Origin of the sequence: Sphingobium estronivorans (genome assembly GCF_008692605.1) — a bacterium.
Taxonomy (GTDB): domain Bacteria; phylum Pseudomonadota; class Alphaproteobacteria; order Sphingomonadales; family Sphingomonadaceae; genus Sphingobium; species Sphingobium estronivorans.
Genome location: NZ_LFCT01000008.1, coordinates 110,369 through 125,993, shown reverse-complemented (window position 1 = coordinate 125,993; position 15,625 = coordinate 110,369). Strand labels below are relative to the sequence as shown.

11 protein-coding genes are annotated in these 15,625 nt (G+C 64.8%); 4 read left to right on the top strand and 7 right to left on the bottom strand.

Features of this window, described 5'->3' with window-relative positions:
- Positions 1-2: 2 nt before the first annotated feature.
- Together F7P65_RS07940 and F7P65_RS07935 are read left to right on the top strand one after the other, a co-directional pair.
- Positions 3-2,117: an autotransporter assembly complex protein TamA gene (locus F7P65_RS07940; protein WP_150291198.1), complete on the top strand. Its 2,115-nt coding sequence runs from the start codon at positions 3-5 to the stop codon at positions 2,115-2,117.
- A complete protein-coding gene (locus tag F7P65_RS07935; RefSeq protein WP_150291197.1) occupies positions 2,117-6,304 on the top strand; it encodes a translocation/assembly module TamB domain-containing protein in 4,188 nt (1,395 codons plus the stop codon). Before F7P65_RS07940 ends, F7P65_RS07935 begins: the two co-directional genes overlap by 1 nt.
- Here F7P65_RS07935 and F7P65_RS07930 read toward each other — a convergent pair.
- Complete coding sequence (locus tag F7P65_RS07930) at positions 6,298-6,759, bottom strand: GFA family protein (protein WP_150291196.1); 462 nt, start codon at positions 6,757-6,759, stop codon at positions 6,298-6,300. The two genes, F7P65_RS07935 and F7P65_RS07930, sit on opposite strands and share 7 nt — an antisense overlap.
- Positions 6,760-6,877: 118 nt before the next feature.
- Between F7P65_RS07930 and F7P65_RS07925 the strand changes: the two genes are divergently transcribed.
- Positions 6,878-7,273: a polyketide cyclase gene (locus F7P65_RS07925; RefSeq protein ID WP_150291195.1), complete on the top strand. Its 396-nt coding sequence runs from the start codon at positions 6,878-6,880 to the stop codon at positions 7,271-7,273.
- A 13-nt stretch (positions 7,274-7,286) separates the two neighbouring features.
- Here the strand turns inward: F7P65_RS07925 and F7P65_RS21965 are convergent, their stop codons facing one another.
- Positions 7,287-7,454, bottom strand: a complete 168-nt coding sequence (locus F7P65_RS21965) for a hypothetical protein (RefSeq protein ID WP_162854560.1) — start codon at positions 7,452-7,454, stop codon at positions 7,287-7,289.
- Here F7P65_RS21965 and F7P65_RS07920 point away from each other — a divergent pair.
- Positions 7,453-7,701 carry a hypothetical protein gene (locus F7P65_RS07920; RefSeq protein WP_150291194.1) on the top strand — a complete coding sequence of 83 codons (249 nt, stop codon included), beginning with the start codon at positions 7,453-7,455 and terminating at the stop codon, positions 7,699-7,701. The genes F7P65_RS21965 and F7P65_RS07920 overlap by 2 nt on opposite strands.
- 249 nt (positions 7,702-7,950) lie before the next feature.
- Here the strand turns inward: F7P65_RS07920 and F7P65_RS07915 are convergent, their stop codons facing one another.
- From F7P65_RS07915 to F7P65_RS07895, 5 genes are all read right to left on the bottom strand, one after another.
- Positions 7,951-11,535, bottom strand: a complete 3,585-nt coding sequence (locus F7P65_RS07915) for an error-prone DNA polymerase (protein ID WP_150291193.1) — start codon at positions 11,533-11,535, stop codon at positions 7,951-7,953.
- Positions 11,532-13,124 (bottom strand): Y-family DNA polymerase, encoded by a 1,593-nt coding sequence (locus F7P65_RS07910; protein WP_150291268.1) that lies wholly within the window; start codon positions 13,122-13,124, stop codon positions 11,532-11,534. Before F7P65_RS07910 ends, F7P65_RS07915 begins: the two co-directional genes overlap by 4 nt.
- Positions 13,021-13,851, bottom strand: a complete 831-nt coding sequence (locus tag F7P65_RS07905) for an ImuA family protein (protein ID WP_150291192.1) — start codon at positions 13,849-13,851, stop codon at positions 13,021-13,023. Before F7P65_RS07905 ends, F7P65_RS07910 begins: the two co-directional genes overlap by 104 nt.
- Positions 13,852-14,053: 202 nt before the next feature.
- Entirely contained in the window at positions 14,054-15,127 is a 1,074-nt protein-coding gene (gene recA, locus F7P65_RS07900) for a recombinase RecA (RefSeq protein ID WP_150291191.1), read from the bottom strand.
- Positions 15,128-15,225: 98 nt separating this feature from the next.
- Positions 15,226-15,585: a response regulator gene (locus F7P65_RS07895; protein WP_150291190.1), complete on the bottom strand. Its 360-nt coding sequence runs from the start codon at positions 15,583-15,585 to the stop codon at positions 15,226-15,228.
- Positions 15,586-15,625 lie beyond the last annotated feature (40 nt).

The window sequence follows — 15,625 nt, the reverse complement described above, 5'->3', positions numbered from 1 at the left end:
CCATGGGGTCAGGGCAGGCGAAGCGATATCGGCGAGCCTTGGGTCTAATGATGATGGCGGCGCCCCCCCTCCCTCTGATGGCCCAGACGCCACCATCGTCGCCTCCCGTCCAGCAGGAGGAACCGATCCTGCCAGACAGTGAGTTCGAGGCGCGCTTGCCCAAAATCGGGGAGGCGCCTGCACAGAGCACCGCCCCCCTGCCGTCGATCGATGACTGGATCGACCAGCAGATGCCGCAGGCCGGCACGACGCAGGAACTGCCGCCCGCCACCGAACCGCAGGAGGAGCGCGAACTGGCGCAGCCGTTGCCGCCACTCGACACGGTGCAGGTGCCGGTGCAGGTCGCGACCGACGCCAATCCGCAGGAAAAGACCGAGGCGGTGCGCTATGCCGTGACCATTGAAGGCTTCGGCAAGACCGGGCTGGAGGATGCGTTCCGCGATTCCTCTTCATTGGTCGGGGGCAAGGGCAAGGCCGATACCGCGGCCATGCTTCAGAACCGCGCGCATGAAGATCAGGCGCTGGCCGTGCGATTGCTTTATTCGGAAGGCTATTATGACGCGACCGCCCTCGCCACGTTGGAACAAGCAGGGGATCAGGCGGGCGGAGGGGCGCTGAAGGCGGTCGTCTCGGTCACGCCGGGCAAGCGTTACAGGATCGGGGACATCGTCATCCATGCCGGGCCGACCGTGCCGCCGGGCCTGATCCGCGATAGCCTGCCGCTCAAGACCGGCGATTTCATCGTCGCCTCGGCGGTCGAGGGGGCGGAGGCCAATGTCGGCGTGAAGCTGCCGGAAAATGGCTACGCCTTCGCCAAGGTGGGGCAGCGCGACATCCTGCTCGATCCCGCGACCGCGACGGGCGACTATACGCTGCCGGTCGAAACAGGGCCGCGCGGGTCGTTCCGGGGCATCACCACGACCGGCGAGAAACAGGCGTTCGGCGCCGATCATATGACGGTCATCAGCCGCTTCAAGCCGGGCGAGCTTTATGACAGCCGCAAGGTCGACGATCTGCGCCGGGCGCTGGTCGCGACAGGGCTGTTTTCCAGCGTTTCGGTAGACCCGGTGCGCACCAACGAGGCCGGCCCGGACGGCACCGAATATGTCGACCTGAATGTAACGCAGGAAGCGGGGAAGCCGCGCACGCTGGCAGGCGAACTGGGCTATGGCACGGGCCAGGGCTTCCGCGCCGAAGGGACCTGGACCCATCGCAACCTCTTCCCGCCCGAGGGCGCCGTGATCGCCAGCGTCATCGCGGGGACGCAGGAGCAGGGCGTGTCGGGCACCTTCCGCCGGTCCAATGCGGGCAAGCGCGACAAGACCTTCCAGACCGGCATCACGCTCAACCACCAGAATTACGACGCCTATGAAGCCTATACCGCCGGGCTGAACGTCAGCTGGTCGCGCCAGTCGACGCCGATCTTCCAGAAACGCTGGACCTACAGCTATGGCGCGGAAATATTGCTGACCAACGAGCAGGTGGTGGTCGACCCAGCGACGGCGGACAAGGTACGGCGGACCTATTTCATCGGCGGCCTGCCGGTGCAGCTTGGCTATGACCGTTCCAATGATCTGCTGAACCCCACCAAAGGCTTCCGCGCCAATCTGCGGGCGGAGCCGGAAGGGTCGCTGCATGGCAGCTTCTCTCCCTATATCCGCGCCACCTTCGACCTTACCGGCTATTATCCGGTGTCCGACGGCCTGGTGATCGCCGGGCGCGCGCGCGTCGGCACCATCAGCGGCGTGGCGCGCGACGATGTGGCGCCGTCGAGGCGCATCTATGCGGGCGGCGGCGGGTCGGTGCGCGGCTATGGCTATCAGGAACTGGGGCCGAAGGACGCGAACAACGATCCCATCGGCGGCCGGTCCGTCAATGAATTCGCGGTCGAGGGCCGCTACCGCTTCGGCGATTATGGCGTGGTCGCCTTCGTCGATGCGGGCCAGGTCTATGAAAGTTCCATGCCGCAATTTTCCAATATCCGGTACGGCGTCGGCGTCGGCGGGCGTTTCTACACCAATTTCGGACCCTTCCGCGCCGATATCGCCATGCCGATCAACCGGCAGCCGGGCGAGTCCAAATTCGCGCTCTATATCGGCATCGGACAGGCCTTCTGATGGCCGAGGAAACCATCGTCGTTCGCGAAACGCGCCCACTCTGGCAAAAGATCGTGCTGGGTGTGATCGGGCTGCTCGTCGGCCTGCTGGTGCTGGCCGCCGGGCTCTTGCTGTTCCTCAACACCCAGCCGGGCAAGACATTCCTGATCCGCCAGATCGCCGCGCTCAAGCTGGAATCCGGCATGGCGATCGAGGTCGGGCGGATTGACGGGTCAATCTACGATGACATGACGATCCGCAATCTGGTGCTGCGCGATCCCAAGGGGATTTTCGCGGTCAGCCCGGAAGTGCATGTGGTGTGGAACCCGTTCCGCTACATCAACAACCATATTTCGGTGCGGCTGCTGGAAAGCCCGCTGGTGGTGCTGGCGCGCAGCCCGCAATTCAATATCACCAAGACCGACCCCAATGCGCCGATCCTGCCCGACCTCGACATCGACGTCGACCGGCTGAAGATCGCCAAATTCCTGGTCGCAAAGCCGGTGATCGGCCAGAAGCGCGAGATCGCCATCGACGGCGTGACCCATATTGCCGATGGCCGCGCGATCCTGTCGGCCAATGCCGTCGTGGACAGCGGCGACCGTTTGCAGGCGAGTCTGGACGCGGTCCCCGCGCAAAACCGCCTCGCCATGAAGGGTACGCTGACTGCGCCCAAAAACGGCGTGATCGCGGCAATGAGCGGCCTGACCGACGGCTTCACCGCGACGCTGGACGGCAAGGGAACATGGCAGGTCTGGGACGGGCGCCTGGTCGCGTCCTCGGCCAAGGGTGAGCTGGCGAATATCGCGCTCGCCGCCCGTGACGGCAATTTCACCGCCAAGGGGCCGGTGCGGCCGGGGCTGGTGTTCGCCGGAACAGTGGACCGGCTGACGACGCCGCAACTGGACGTGGACCTGCTCGCGGGCGTCAACGAGCGCCGGGTGAACCTCAAAGGGTCGCTGAAATCGCCGGCACTTGCCGCGACGGCGCAAGGCCTGATCGACCTGGGCAAGAGCCAGTTCAGCGCGCTCAGGATCGACGCCGCCCTGCTCACCCCCGGCGCAATCATGGAGAAGGTGAAGGGCAGGGATGTCCGCGCCTCCGTGATCCTCGACGGGCCGATGGCGACGCCCTTCATCGACTATGACGTCACCGCAAAGCAACTCGCCTTCGACGCCACGGGCATCGAGAATCTGAAGGCCAGCGGGCGTGCGGTGATCGATGCCGACCGCATCCGCATTCCCGTCAATGCGACCGCCAGCCGCGTCACCGGGCTTAATGCGGCGGCGGGCGGCCTGCTGCACAATCTGCGGGTGAAGGGCGACTTCGCCTATGCGGCGGGCAAGCTCATCAGCGACAATCTCAAGATCGACAGCGACCGGGTCGACGCCACCGCCATCGTCCTCGCGGACCTCGACCACGCCATATATCGCGGCGCGCTGAAGGGCCGGGTCAATGATTACAAGATTGACGGCGTCGGCATCGTCAACCTCAACACCGATGTGCATCTGGTGCCGGGACCTAGAGGCGGTTTCGGCCTGGACGGCAAGTTCGGCGTGCGCACGGCACGGTGGGAAAATGCCTCGGTCCGGGATTTTCTGGGCGGCAATGCGGTCATGTCCGGACGCATCGGCATGACGCCGGAAGGGAAATTCACCCTTGCCGGACTGAAAGGCGCCGCGCCCAATTTTCAGGTCCATTCGGGATCGGGCAGCTATGATACGGATGGCGCGATCACCTTCGACGCCAAAGCATCCTCCCGCCAATATGGTCCGTTGGCCCTGTCCGTGCGCGGCACGATGGAGCGCCCGCAGGCCGTGCTGCGCGCCGCGCGCCCCAATATCGGCGTGCAACTGCATGACGTCGTCGCCAAATTGAATGGCGAGGCGGCGGGATACCGGCTCGAAACCACCGGCGGGTCGCCCTATGGCCCCTTCTTCGCCAATGTGCTGATCCGCACCGCGAAAGGCCCGCTGACCGTCGACATCGCCAAGGCCCGCTTCGCCGGGGTCGACATGACCGGCCGGGTGCAGCAGAGCGCCGCCGGTCCCTTCACCGGCCAACTGGCGATGAACGGTTCCGGCATCACCGGCGACGTCAGACTGACGGCGGTGGGCAAGGCGCAGGGCGCCCAGCTCAACGCCACCGCCAGCAATGCCAAGCTGCCGGGCGAGGCCGATGTCGTGATCGGCCGGGCGTTGGTCACGGCCAACATGGTGATGACGCAGCGGCCGCGGATCACCGCCGACCTGCAGATGGCGAACGCGGCCTATGGCGATTATATCGTCCGCAAGGCGCGCGGGCGGATCGACTATCAGGGCGGACGCGGGCGGGCGCAGTTGGTCGCGGACGGTTCGACCGGCGTGCCCTTCTCCATCGCGATGAACGCCGCGCTGCGTCCCACCCTCTATGCCGTCGCGCTGGAGGGCAAGGCGAGCAACGTGCCCTTCCGCTTCGCCCAGCCCGCGATCATCCGCATCGAAAAGGGGGGCTATCGCCTTGAACCCGCCACCTTGGTGCTGCCGCAGGGCCGGGTCGACCTGGCGGGCCGTTTCGGCCAGCAGACCGCGATGCAGGCGCGCTTCAAGGATTTCGACCTTGCCATCGTCAACATGGCGACGCCCGGGCTGGGCGTCAGCGGCAAGGCCACCGGTACGCTGGACTTCGCGCAGAACGGCACGGCCTTCCCGACCGCGACCACGCGACTTGCCATCAGCGATTTCCGCCGTTCCAGCCTGACCGCCGCGTCCGATCCGGTGTCGATGGCGATCGAGGGCAAGCTGTCCAGCGCAGGCGGCGACATGCGGGGGCTGATCCGGCGCGGCAATGCGACGCTGGGCCGCTTCATCGCGACGCTCGCCCCGCCCGGACCGGGCGCGAGTTGGAGCGAGCAGCTCCAGTCGGCGCCGTTAGGCGGCGGGATCCGCTATGCCGGGCCAGCCGATGTGCTGTTCTCCTTCGCGGGGCTGGCGGGCCAGCAACTGACCGGGCCGATTGCGGTCGCCGCGGACTTCAGCGGGCGGCTGACCGCGCCGCGCCTCAACGGTCTGGTCCGCGCCAATGCCCTGACTTATGAGAATGAGACGTTCGGCACCCGCGTCACGCAGATGCGGCTCGACGGGCGCTTCACCAACGACCGGCTCGACCTGCGCGACTTTTCCGGCCGCGCGGGCGACGGCACGGTGCAAGCGAGCGGCACGATCGGGCTGGCGGCGGACAACGGCTATCCCATGGATCTGGCGGTGAAGCTGGACCGCGCCCGCCTCGCCCGCAGCGAAGCGATCACCAGCGTCGTCAGCGGTACGCTCAACATCACCAACAGCCCGGCCAATGGCGGCCTGATCAAGGGCGACCTGTCGCTGCCCGAAACCCGCTATCGCGTCGCCTGGCAGGGCGGCGCCGACATCCGCCAACTCACCGGCGTGCGGCGCAAGGGCGAAGGCGCCGACCTGCTCGACCAGCGCCTGGCGGAACGGCAGGCCGCAGCCAAGCCGACAAACTGGAAACTCGACATCCGTGTGCGCGCCGATAACGAAATCTACGTGACCGGCATGGGCCTCGATTCCGAATGGAAGACGAACATGCGCGTCACCGGCACCGCCACCGACCCGCGCGTGGTCGGCAAGATCGAGGTGATCCGCGGCCGCTACAGCTTCTCCGGCCACCAGTTCGATCTGGAACAGGGCGTCATCACCTTCAACGGGCCGATGATGAATCCCACACTGGCGATCCGTGCCGAAACGAAGATCAGCGATGTCACGGCGGGCATCGCGGTCGGCGGCACGGCGCAACGGCCCGACATCGCCTTCGTCTCCACCCCGACGCTGCCGCAGGACGAGATATTGTCCCGCATCCTGTTCGGCGACAATGTCGCGAATCTTTCCGCGACGCAGGCGATCCAGCTGGCCGCCGCGCTCAACGGGCTGCGCGGCGGGAGCGGCGGACTGAACCCGATGGGCAAGCTGCAAAATGCCTCCGGCGTCGACCGCATCGGCATCGTCAGCGGCGATGAAAAATCCGGGCGCGGCACATCGCTCGCGGTCGGGCAGCATATCTCCAACAATATCTATGTGGAGGTGATTACCGATCCCAAGGGCTTCACCGCCACCCAGCTCGAAATCTCTCTGTCCAAGACGCTCAGCCTGCTGTCGAAGACCGGCACCAATGCGGGATCGTCAGCCAATCTGCGCTATTCGAAGGATTATTGAACCCGCTCGGCCCGATAAAGGGCGACAAGGCCTTGATAATCCTCCTGGGCGGGAAAGCGGTCGAAACTGACCGCCGCGCCGGTTTTCGCCCAAGGCAGCTTCTCGGCGGTCTGCGTCTCCATCCACGGCGCGAACCAGCTTGCGTCGTCGAGCAGCGTCGCGCGGACATTGACGAAGCCAAGGTCCGCCGCCGGTCTGGTGAAGACCCACCCCTTGCACCAGTCGCAATGGTGATGATGGACATCCTGCCCATGGAGACCGCCGATCACCGTGTCTCCGGCGATCAGTTCGAACCCGTCGGCGGGCATGACCAAAGTGGTCGAAAAGGCGCTGCCCGTCATTTTCTGGCAACCGAAACAATGGCAGGCCGTCTCTACCCAGGGCGCCTGGGTCAGCCGGAAACGGACGCGGCCGCAACGGCAACCGCCTTCGACGGGAAATGGGGGCATGGGCATGATGACCTCCTGTGGGAATCGCTCTTCGACATCATGGACAATTGGCAGCTTGGAGTGGAGGGGGATATCCAGTCCAACCCGCCCGTCGAAATCGGCGCGCATATATTGGAGATACCCCATGTTACCCGCCCGCACCTTCAGCATCACGATCAATCATGAGTGGCAGGCGCTTTACGACAGGATTTGGCAGCCGGAATTTTTCCCGAAATGGGCCTCGGGCCTTGCCGAATCGGCGCTTCGCCGGGATGGGGAGCAATGGCTGGCGGACGGCCCGGAAGGCCCGATCCGCATCCGCTTCACGCCGCATAATCCCTATGGCGTAATGGATCATCATGTCGACCTCGGGCAGGGCGAGGAAGTGCATGTGCCCTTGCGCGTGATCCGGAATGGCGATGGCGCGGAGGTCATGCTGACGCTCTTTCGCCAGCCGGGCATGGATGATGAGCGCTTCGCCGCCGACATCCGATGGATCAATCGCGACCTCAAGACACTGAAACACCTGATCGAAGGGTAATCATTCCTGAAAATCAGAATAATTTACGGATAGTTGGGATTTCGCGCGCCAGAAATTTCGCTTTCTTTCTGAAAACAGGTCGGGAAATGGGCTTTTCCTGAAATTGGCACGACCCCTGCAATGGCTTGGGCACGACCGCATTCGGGTCGATCCAGGGAAAATCAGGGAAGGAAAAGCTCATGAAGACCGTCGCCATTTTCGCCATCGCTGCCGCCATGACCGCCGCTGCCACGCCCGCCTTCGCCAAATATGAAGGGCGCTTCGGCGAGGGGAAGGTCACCTACCAACAGAAGACGGGCAAATATTGCATGCGCGTCGCCGATCCCAGCCGAATCCTGCCGCAGACCCTCTGCCGCACCGCCGACGCCTGGGCCCAGGCCGGTCTGACGATCACGCATAAGCCGGCCATGCAGCTTGCCGAACGTTAAAGCGATTTCCAAGCGATCGGAAATGATCGCTGTTGAGGAAACGCGATAAAACAAAGACATAAAGCTGCCGATCTGACTGAGGCAGATCGAAAACCGCTCTAGAGCGCGCTGCGTTAAATCGGACGCAGGCTGCGCGCTCTAAGTTTTTGTTATCGCATCGTTTTTACGAAAAACCGGCGCCCACTTTTTCGCACGATGCTCTAAGCGCCGCCACCTCCCGGTCAAAGCCACGCCGGGAGGCCGCTGCTCTCAATGAAAATCCCGTGATTGGGGCAGGATACGGACATTGCGCGGATGGCTGGCGGAACGGGGCCGTGCCCTTGATGCCCCATCCGCCGGCGCCTCCGAAAGCCGCGACAATTCCGCCGTCCGATCATGCACCCGGCTCGCCATCAGGTGGACGACGCCCTCCTTGCTGCGCTGCACTTCACCCTCGACCAGCATCAGCCGCGAGGCCATGACCGGCCTGCGCTGCATCTCGAACAGCCGCGCCCAGAGCAGGATATTGGTGATGCCCGTCTCATCCTCGATGGTGATGAAGACGGCATTGCCCTTGCCCGGCCGCTGCCGCACCAGCACGACGCCCGCCGTTTTCACCAGCGTCCCATTTTTCGCGGCCGTCGTCTGCGCGCAACTCAGCACCCCCTCGGCAGCGAAGACCGGCCGCAGGAACTGCATCGGATGCCCCTTGAGCGACAAGCGCGTCGTCGCATAGTCGGTGGCGACATGCTCGGACAGGGCCATGGCGGGCAGCATCGCATCCGGCTCCTCGCCCAATTCCCGCGCCTGCATGTCGCGCATTCTTGCGGCAGCGAACAAAGGCAGTTCATTCGAAGGCGTCCGTCGCGCTTCCCACAGGGCCGCCCGCCGGTCCCGTCCCAGCGACCGGCAGGCATCCGCATCCGCCAGCAGGCGCAAGGCCCGCGCCGGCAAGCCAGCCCGCCGCGCCAGATCCTCCATGGTGGCAAACAGCCCGGCGGCCCGCGCCACGATCAGTTGCCTCGCCCAATCCTCGCGAAACCCATCGACCTGCCGCAACCCCAGCCGCAGCGCCAAGGCGCGTCCCTCCCCCTCGCCGCGCCTGCTGTTGCGGGACCGCAGCAGCGGTTCGAGGCTGTTGTCCCACCCGCTCATGTTCACATCGGCATCATGCACGCTCACGCCATGGTCCCGCGCATCCCGAACGATCTGCGCGGGCGCGTAGAAACCCATGGGCTGCGAATTGAGCAGCGCACAGGCGAACAGGGCAGGCTGATGGCATTTGATCCAGGCCGACACATAGACCAGCCGCGCGAAGGACAGCGCATGGCTTTCGGGAAAGCCGTAGCTGCCGAAGCCTTCGATCTGCTTGAAGCAGCGTTTCGCGAACTCCGCTTCATAACCGCGCGCGACCATGCCCTTGATCATTTTTTCCTGGAAATGATGGATGGTGCCGACATTGCGGAATGTCGCCATGGCGCGGCGCAGGGCATCGGCCTCCGCCGGTGTGAAACCCGCCGCCGTGATGGCGAGTTTCATCGCCTGCTCCTGAAACAGCGGGACCCCATAGGTATCGCCCAGCAATTTCACCAGTTCATCGGCGGGCCCATGGTGCGGCGATGGCCGGGGATATTCGACCTTTTCCTCCCCGCATCGCCGCCGCAAATAGGGATGGACCATATTGCCTTCGATCGGTCCCGGCCGGACGATCGCCACCTGAACGGTCAAATCATAGAGTGTTCGCGGCTTCAGCCTGGGCAGCATGTTGATCTGCGCCCGGCTTTCCACCTGGAACACGCCGATGCTGTCTCCCTTGCACAGCATGTCGTACACGGCCGGGTCCTCCGCCTCCAGATCGACCGTCAGTTGATGGTCGCCCAGCCCCTGTTCGCGCATCAGGTCGAACGCCTTGCGGATGCAACTGAGCATTCCCAGCGCCAGCACATCGACCTTCATCAGGCCAAGCGCGTCAATGTCGTCCTTGTCCCATTCGATGAAACTGCGATCCTCCATCGCCGCATGATGCAGCGGCACCGTCTCGTCGAGCCGGTTCTGGGTCAGCACGAAACCACCGACATGCTGAGAGAGGTGACGCGGAAAAGGCTGATGCAGCAACTGGTCGACAATGGCCTTGAGTTGCACAATCTGCGGATTGTCGAGCGCAAAGCCTGCCTCCACGATCCGCGCATCGCCCATGTCGCCCGAATAGCTGCCCCAGACCGTGCTGGAGAGGCGCGTTGCGACATCCTCGCTCAGGCCCAGCACCTTCGCCGCTTCCCGCACGGCGCTGCGCGAACGGTAATGGATGACGGTCGCCGCGATCCCCGCGCGATGGCGGCCGTAGCGCTCATAGATATATTGCATGACCTCCTCGCGCCGCTCATGCTCGAAATCGACGTCGATATCGGGCGGCTCGTTGCGCTCTTCGGACACGAAGCGGGAAAAGAGCAGGTCATGCTCGCACGGATCGACAGAGGTCACGCCCAGCAAGAAACAAATCATGCTGTTGGCTGCCGACCCCCGGCCCTGACATAATATGCCCTTCATCCGGGCAAAGGCGACGATGTCGTGGACGGTCAGGAAATAGGCCGCATAGTTGCGCTTGGCGATGAGTTCGAACTCTTCTTCCAATAAGGTGCGAACGGCTTTGGGGATGCGCGGTCCATAACGGGCATGGGCGGCGGACCAGGTCAGTTCCTCCAGCCATTGCTGCGCGGTCCAGCCCTGCGGCACCGGCTCATGCGGATATTCATAGGCAAGCTGGTCGAGCGTGAAATGGATCTGATCCAGAAAGCGCAGGCTTTCCGCCACCGCCTGCGGGCAATCGCGGAACAGCCGGACCATTTCCGCGGCTTCATGGATATGCCGTTCGGCATTGGCCTCCAACGCCCGGCCCGCCTTGGCAATGGTCGCGCCTTCGCGGATGCAGCTCAACACATCTTGCAAAGGCCGCTGTGCCGGGGTCGCATAAAGCGCATCCAGGGTCGCGAGCAAAGGCGCACCACTTTGCGCCGAAAGCGCCTGGAACTCCGCCAGCCGCCGGGCATCGCGCCCATCGCGCCGAAGGGTCGCGCCCAGCCAGACCCGCCCCGGCGCAAGACGCGTCAGGCGGACCAGCAACGCGTCCAGATCGGCCGGACGCGGCTGGGGCACGAGGCTGAGATGCCCCTGCCTGACCGTTTCCTTCGATGGCCGGTCGTCAAAGGCATAATCCACCGGCTTGCGATGCGCCGTCTGATCGGTCGCGGAGGAACAGGGCATCACGATCAGCAACAGATCGTCGATATAAGCGGTCAGATCCTCATAGCGCAGGATGCAATCGCCCTTCACCGACCGGAGATTGCCGAGGGTCAGCAATTTGGTGAGTTCGCCCCATCCCCGCCGCGTCGCGGGATAGGCCACGATGTCCGGCGTCCCATCGACAAACACCAACCGCGCTCCGACGATGAGACGCAGGTCGGTCTGGCAGGCGCGCTCCTCCTCTTCGTTCAATGCCAAGGGCAGCCCCGCCTCCTTGCGCGCCTCCAGCAGGGCGGCGCGCATCTGTTCGGGCCAGCGCTTGCGCGCGACATGGGCGCGGACCACGCCCGCGACCGTGTTGCGGTCGGCAATGCCCAGCCCGGCCAGACCCAGAGCGATGGCGCGTGTCACCATGTCGGAGGCATGGGAGGCCCCACGCAGAAAGGAAAAATTGGTGGCCGCCACCAGTTCGGCAAAGGGCGGCGCTTCGGTTGGCGGACGGCCGGATGGGGGTTTGCGCCCCGCCTTTTCGCGCGTCGCCTCCCATTCATGCAATTCCCGCCGGTCGGTGGATTTGGGCTTGGCGGGATCGGGGCCTTTGCCATGCCGTTTCATGCGAACAGGCCATGGATATACCAGACCGGGTGCTGTGTTTCCGTGCCGTAAAGCCCGTGACGGAAAATCCAGTAGCGCCGCCCACGCGCATCCTCGATCCGGTAATAATCGCGGGTCAGGCCCGTGCTTTCCCCTTCCAGCGCGCCGTCCTTCGCCTTCCACCATTCGGGCGCGATACGTTCCGGCCCTTCATAGCGGGTGACTTCATGACTTGCCCGGCGCCAACGGAAGCGATGGGGCGGGCCGTCGGGTACCTCGGCGATCACCTCAATCGGTTGAGGCGGGTCGAACAGATGGATCGGGCGCATCGGCGGATCGCCTTTCTCCTGCCGCTGCGGCCAGTTGACCGGCGCCCTTTCGTCCACAGCGGGAAGGGCGAGTTGGGCCTGTTCGGGAATATGGCTGTCGCGGGGTTCCAGTCGCTGGATGCGCGTCCGGCCCGCCCGGATCGACAGCCGGTCGACCAAGGCCGCGACGCTCTCTTGCTTGCGTGCCTCGCCCCCTTCGAGCGCCAATTGGGTCGGAGCCATCGGCTCGGCTTGCGGCACGGTGAGGCGCAGCATGTCAAAACCGAAACCGGGATCGAGCGGATCGGACAGCGCATCGATCCGCTCCTGCACCAGCCGCATGATGCTGGGCGCGTCGCGAACCGGCAGGCTGGTTTCGACCCGCAGCGGAAAGGCCAGCCCATCGCTGCGGAAAAACACCGCCTCGAATCGCCTGCCACCCTGCCCCCGTTCGCTGAGACGCTCGCCCGCCTCGGCCGTCATTTCTTCCAGCGTCTTCAGGGCAAAGGCCGTGCTGCCCATGGGCTCAGCGAAGCGGCGCTCGATGCGGATCGCGGGCCGCTGCCGCCGGGGCGCAAGCGGCCGCCGCCCCAGACCCAGGAGGCTTTGCAGCGCGTCCACGGCCTCTTCGCCGAAACGCGACGCCAGCACCGCCGCGGGCCGCGCCGCCAGATCGCCCACGGTGCGCAGCCCGGCCCGGCGCAACGCCAGGGCACTTTCCTCCTCCAGCCGCAGCGCCTCGACCGGCAGGCGGCGCAAGGCCGCATCCTCATCCGCCGCCGCGCCGACGGGAAAGCGGCACAGGGCATGGGCGCCCTCGGCCGTTCCGGCCAAAGCGTGGCGCACCCGCATGCCGTGGCGCTCCAACCGGTCCGCAGCCTCCCGCGCCAGAAGTTCCTCACCGTCCCAGAGATGCGCGCAGCCGGTGATGTCGAGGATCAGGCCGAAGGGCGAATCGAGCGCCGCAATCGGCGTATAGCGCGCGCAACCATCGCACAGCCGCTCCAGCCAATCCTGATCGACATGGGGATCGGCGTCGAACACGCGCAAATCCGGTTCCCGTGCGCGGGCGTCGGCCAGCGTCATGCCGGGCGTCAGGCCCAGCGCCAACGCATCGGCATCCAGCGTCGCCAGCCGCATCGCACCACGCACCTGCTCAACGACGACCGCTGGACCATCCCCCTGCCCACTCCAGAGATCAGGCCGCGCGATCCGCAGCCGATCGATCGGCAGGAAGGGGAACCACAGCGCCAGATAGCGGCGCTGGCCGACCGCCTCCTCCGCCTTTCTGTCCATGGTCATCGCGTTCATCGCGCCCGTCTCCATATGCTTCGCCAAACCTGCCCCGCTCATTGTCCCAGACAAGCCGCCAGTGCAGACCGTCCGATCCCGCCCGTTGCCGCAACAGGGTCAGATCGAAAGCGCTCATCCCCGGCGCATTGCCCGGCAAGGGCCGGGAGGGCGCCGCCGCCACCTGCCAGCGCGTATCGGCGGCGCTGGGCCGGGGTTCGCCGCCAATCCGCAGCATCAGCGCCGGCACGCCCGATGCTTCCGCCGCCAGCGCCAGCCGCCGGCTGGCCGTCAGATCGAGCAGCGGCGCCCGTCCCCGCAATTCGATCACCAATACGCCCAGCGCCGGGCAACGCAGCGCATCCACCGCCGCGCGCAGCAGCATCGCTTCCCCCGCCATCACGCCGATCAGCAAATGGTCGGGCGTCATGCTCAACGCCGCCAACCCCGGTCCATAGACCATACCTCCCGCCCGCTCCGCCACTGCCGTGCGCAACCAGAGCAAGGGTCCGTCCCGCGCCAGCAACTGCGCAAAACCGAGCGCCAACCCCGCCGCCGCGCCTTCATCCTCGACACCTCCGAACAATTCATGCAACCGCCCGCAGGCAAGACCGCCGCCCAGCGCCTGATCGAGCGACACATGGCCGGTGGCCACCCGCGCGGCGGCGGTAGCAGCCACGCTATCCAGCGATGCTATGCGCCGCCGCAGGGCAGACAAGGTGTTCACCGACTCGATCATATCAAATGTTCCTGATATGTTCTTTTCGACGCGGACAGCATGGCTGTCAATTGTTATGAGGAGAGGCCAGGAATTCTCATCCCAACGGTAAAAGGCCCGCCGCACCAGTCGCGCAGCGGGCCTTTTCAGTGCGTGAAGCAGCAGGCGGGCAGTGCCGCGCTGAGGCGCTCCGGTTGATCTGGCCGGAGAGCCATATCAGCGCTTATTCGCCATCATCCTCCGCTTCGGGTCCAGCCATCATCCCTTCAGCAACCTCTTCGGTCTTGCCGCGGATCGCCTTTTCCAGCTTATCCGCCAGTTCGGGATGTTCCTTGAGATAAGTCTTTGCATTCTCACGCCCCTGACCGATGCGGATCGAGTCATAGGAGAACCAGGCGCCCGATTTCTCGACCAGCCCGGCCTTCACGCCGATGTCGAGCAGTTCGCCGATCTTGGACACGCCTTCGCCATACATGATGTCGAATTCGACCTGCTTGAACGGCGGGGCGACCTTGTTCTTGACCACCTTCACCCGGGTCGCGTTGCCGACGATGTCCTCGCGATCCTTGATCTGGCCGGTGCGGCGGATGTCGAGGCGGACCGAGGCGTAGAATTTGAGCGCATTGCCGCCCGTCGTCGTTTCGGGGTTCCCGTACATGACGCCGATCTTCATGCGGACCTGGTTGATGAAGATCACCAGGCAGCGCGAGCGCGAAATGGAGCCGGTCAGCTTGCGCAGCGCCTGACTCATCAGGCGCGCTTGCAGGCCGACATGGCTGTCGCCCATTTCGCCTTCGATTTCGGCGCGCGGCACCAGCGCGGCGACCGAGTCCACCACCAGCACGTCGATCGCATTGGAGCGCACCAGCGTGTCCACGATTTCCAGCGCCTGTTCGCCCGTGTCAGGCTGCGACACGATCAATTCGTCAATGTCGACGCCCAGCTTCTTGGCATAGACCGGATCAAGCGCATGTTCCGCGTCAACGAACGCAGCAATCCCGCCGGTCTTCTGGGCCTCGGCAATGGCGTGCAGCGCCAAAGTCGTCTTGCCCGAGCTTTCCGGGCCGTAGATTTCAACAATGCGCCCGCGCGGCAGGCCGCCAATGCCGAGCGCGATATCCAGCCCCAGCGATCCGGTCGAAATCGCCTCGATCTCGATCTTCTCGCGGCTGCCCAGCTTCATCGCCGAACCCTTACCAAAGGCACGGTCGATCTGGGAAAGGGCCGCTTCCAATGCTTTCTGTCTGTCCATTGTCCCCGTCTTCTTGGAATCGATGAGTGAGAGCATTGCTGTCATCGGCCTATCCCCTGTCAAGCGGAACACGCCGATTCTGTGGCGCGTGGCCACCATGTATCCCATTTGTTCTACGCGAACAAGAGGGGAACGGAATTTTCCTATTTGGCTGCCAGAGCCTTGCTGAGTGCCCGTTCGACCGCGCCGATGGTGAAGGGCTTGGCCAATGTCGGCCGGTCCGCATGGCCGGTCGGCAAATCGTCCGCCATGCCGCCGGTCGCGAAAACGAAGGGAATGCCGCTCTGCGCCAATATGTCGGCGACCGGCCAGCTTTTCTCGCCATGCAAGTTGCAGTCGAGCAGGGCGGCGTCGAACCCGCCTTCGCGCGCCCGCGCACAGGCTTCGTCGACCGATTCGGCAATGGCGTGCAGCCGGTATCCAAGCGTGTCGAGATAATCCTCCAGCATCATGCCGATCATGGCTTCATCCTCGACAACCAGGATGGTCTTGCTGTCAGACATGCTTGCGGTCCCCAATATTGCCTTTCACCACCCCTGGCGC

Bases quoted from the DNA above. Each gene is read 5' to 3' on its own strand.
- F7P65_RS07940 (WP_150291198.1), top strand. From the start codon at position 3: ATGGGGTCAGGGCAGGCGAAGCGATATCGGCGAGCCTTGGGTCTAATG.
- F7P65_RS07935 (WP_150291197.1), top strand. From the start codon at position 2,117: ATGGCCGAGGAAACCATCGTCGTTCGCGAAACGCGCCCACTCTGGCAA.
- F7P65_RS07930 (WP_150291196.1), bottom strand. From the start codon at position 6,759: ATGCCCATGCCCCCATTTCCCGTCGAAGGCGGTTGCCGTTGCGGCCGC.
- F7P65_RS07925 (WP_150291195.1), top strand. From the start codon at position 6,878: ATGTTACCCGCCCGCACCTTCAGCATCACGATCAATCATGAGTGGCAG.
- F7P65_RS07920 (WP_150291194.1), top strand. From the start codon at position 7,453: ATGAAGACCGTCGCCATTTTCGCCATCGCTGCCGCCATGACCGCCGCT.
- F7P65_RS21965 (WP_162854560.1), bottom strand. From the start codon at position 7,454: ATGAGCTTTTCCTTCCCTGATTTTCCCTGGATCGACCCGAATGCGGTC.
- F7P65_RS07915 (WP_150291193.1), bottom strand. From the start codon at position 11,535: ATGAAACGGCATGGCAAAGGCCCCGATCCCGCCAAGCCCAAATCCACC.
- F7P65_RS07910 (WP_150291268.1), bottom strand. From the start codon at position 13,124: ATGACCATGGACAGAAAGGCGGAGGAGGCGGTCGGCCAGCGCCGCTAT.
- F7P65_RS07905 (WP_150291192.1), bottom strand. From the start codon at position 13,851: ATGATCGAGTCGGTGAACACCTTGTCTGCCCTGCGGCGGCGCATAGCA.
- recA (WP_150291191.1), bottom strand. From the start codon at position 15,127: ATGACAGCAATGCTCTCACTCATCGATTCCAAGAAGACGGGGACAATG.
- F7P65_RS07895 (WP_150291190.1), bottom strand. From the start codon at position 15,585: ATGTCTGACAGCAAGACCATCCTGGTTGTCGAGGATGAAGCCATGATC.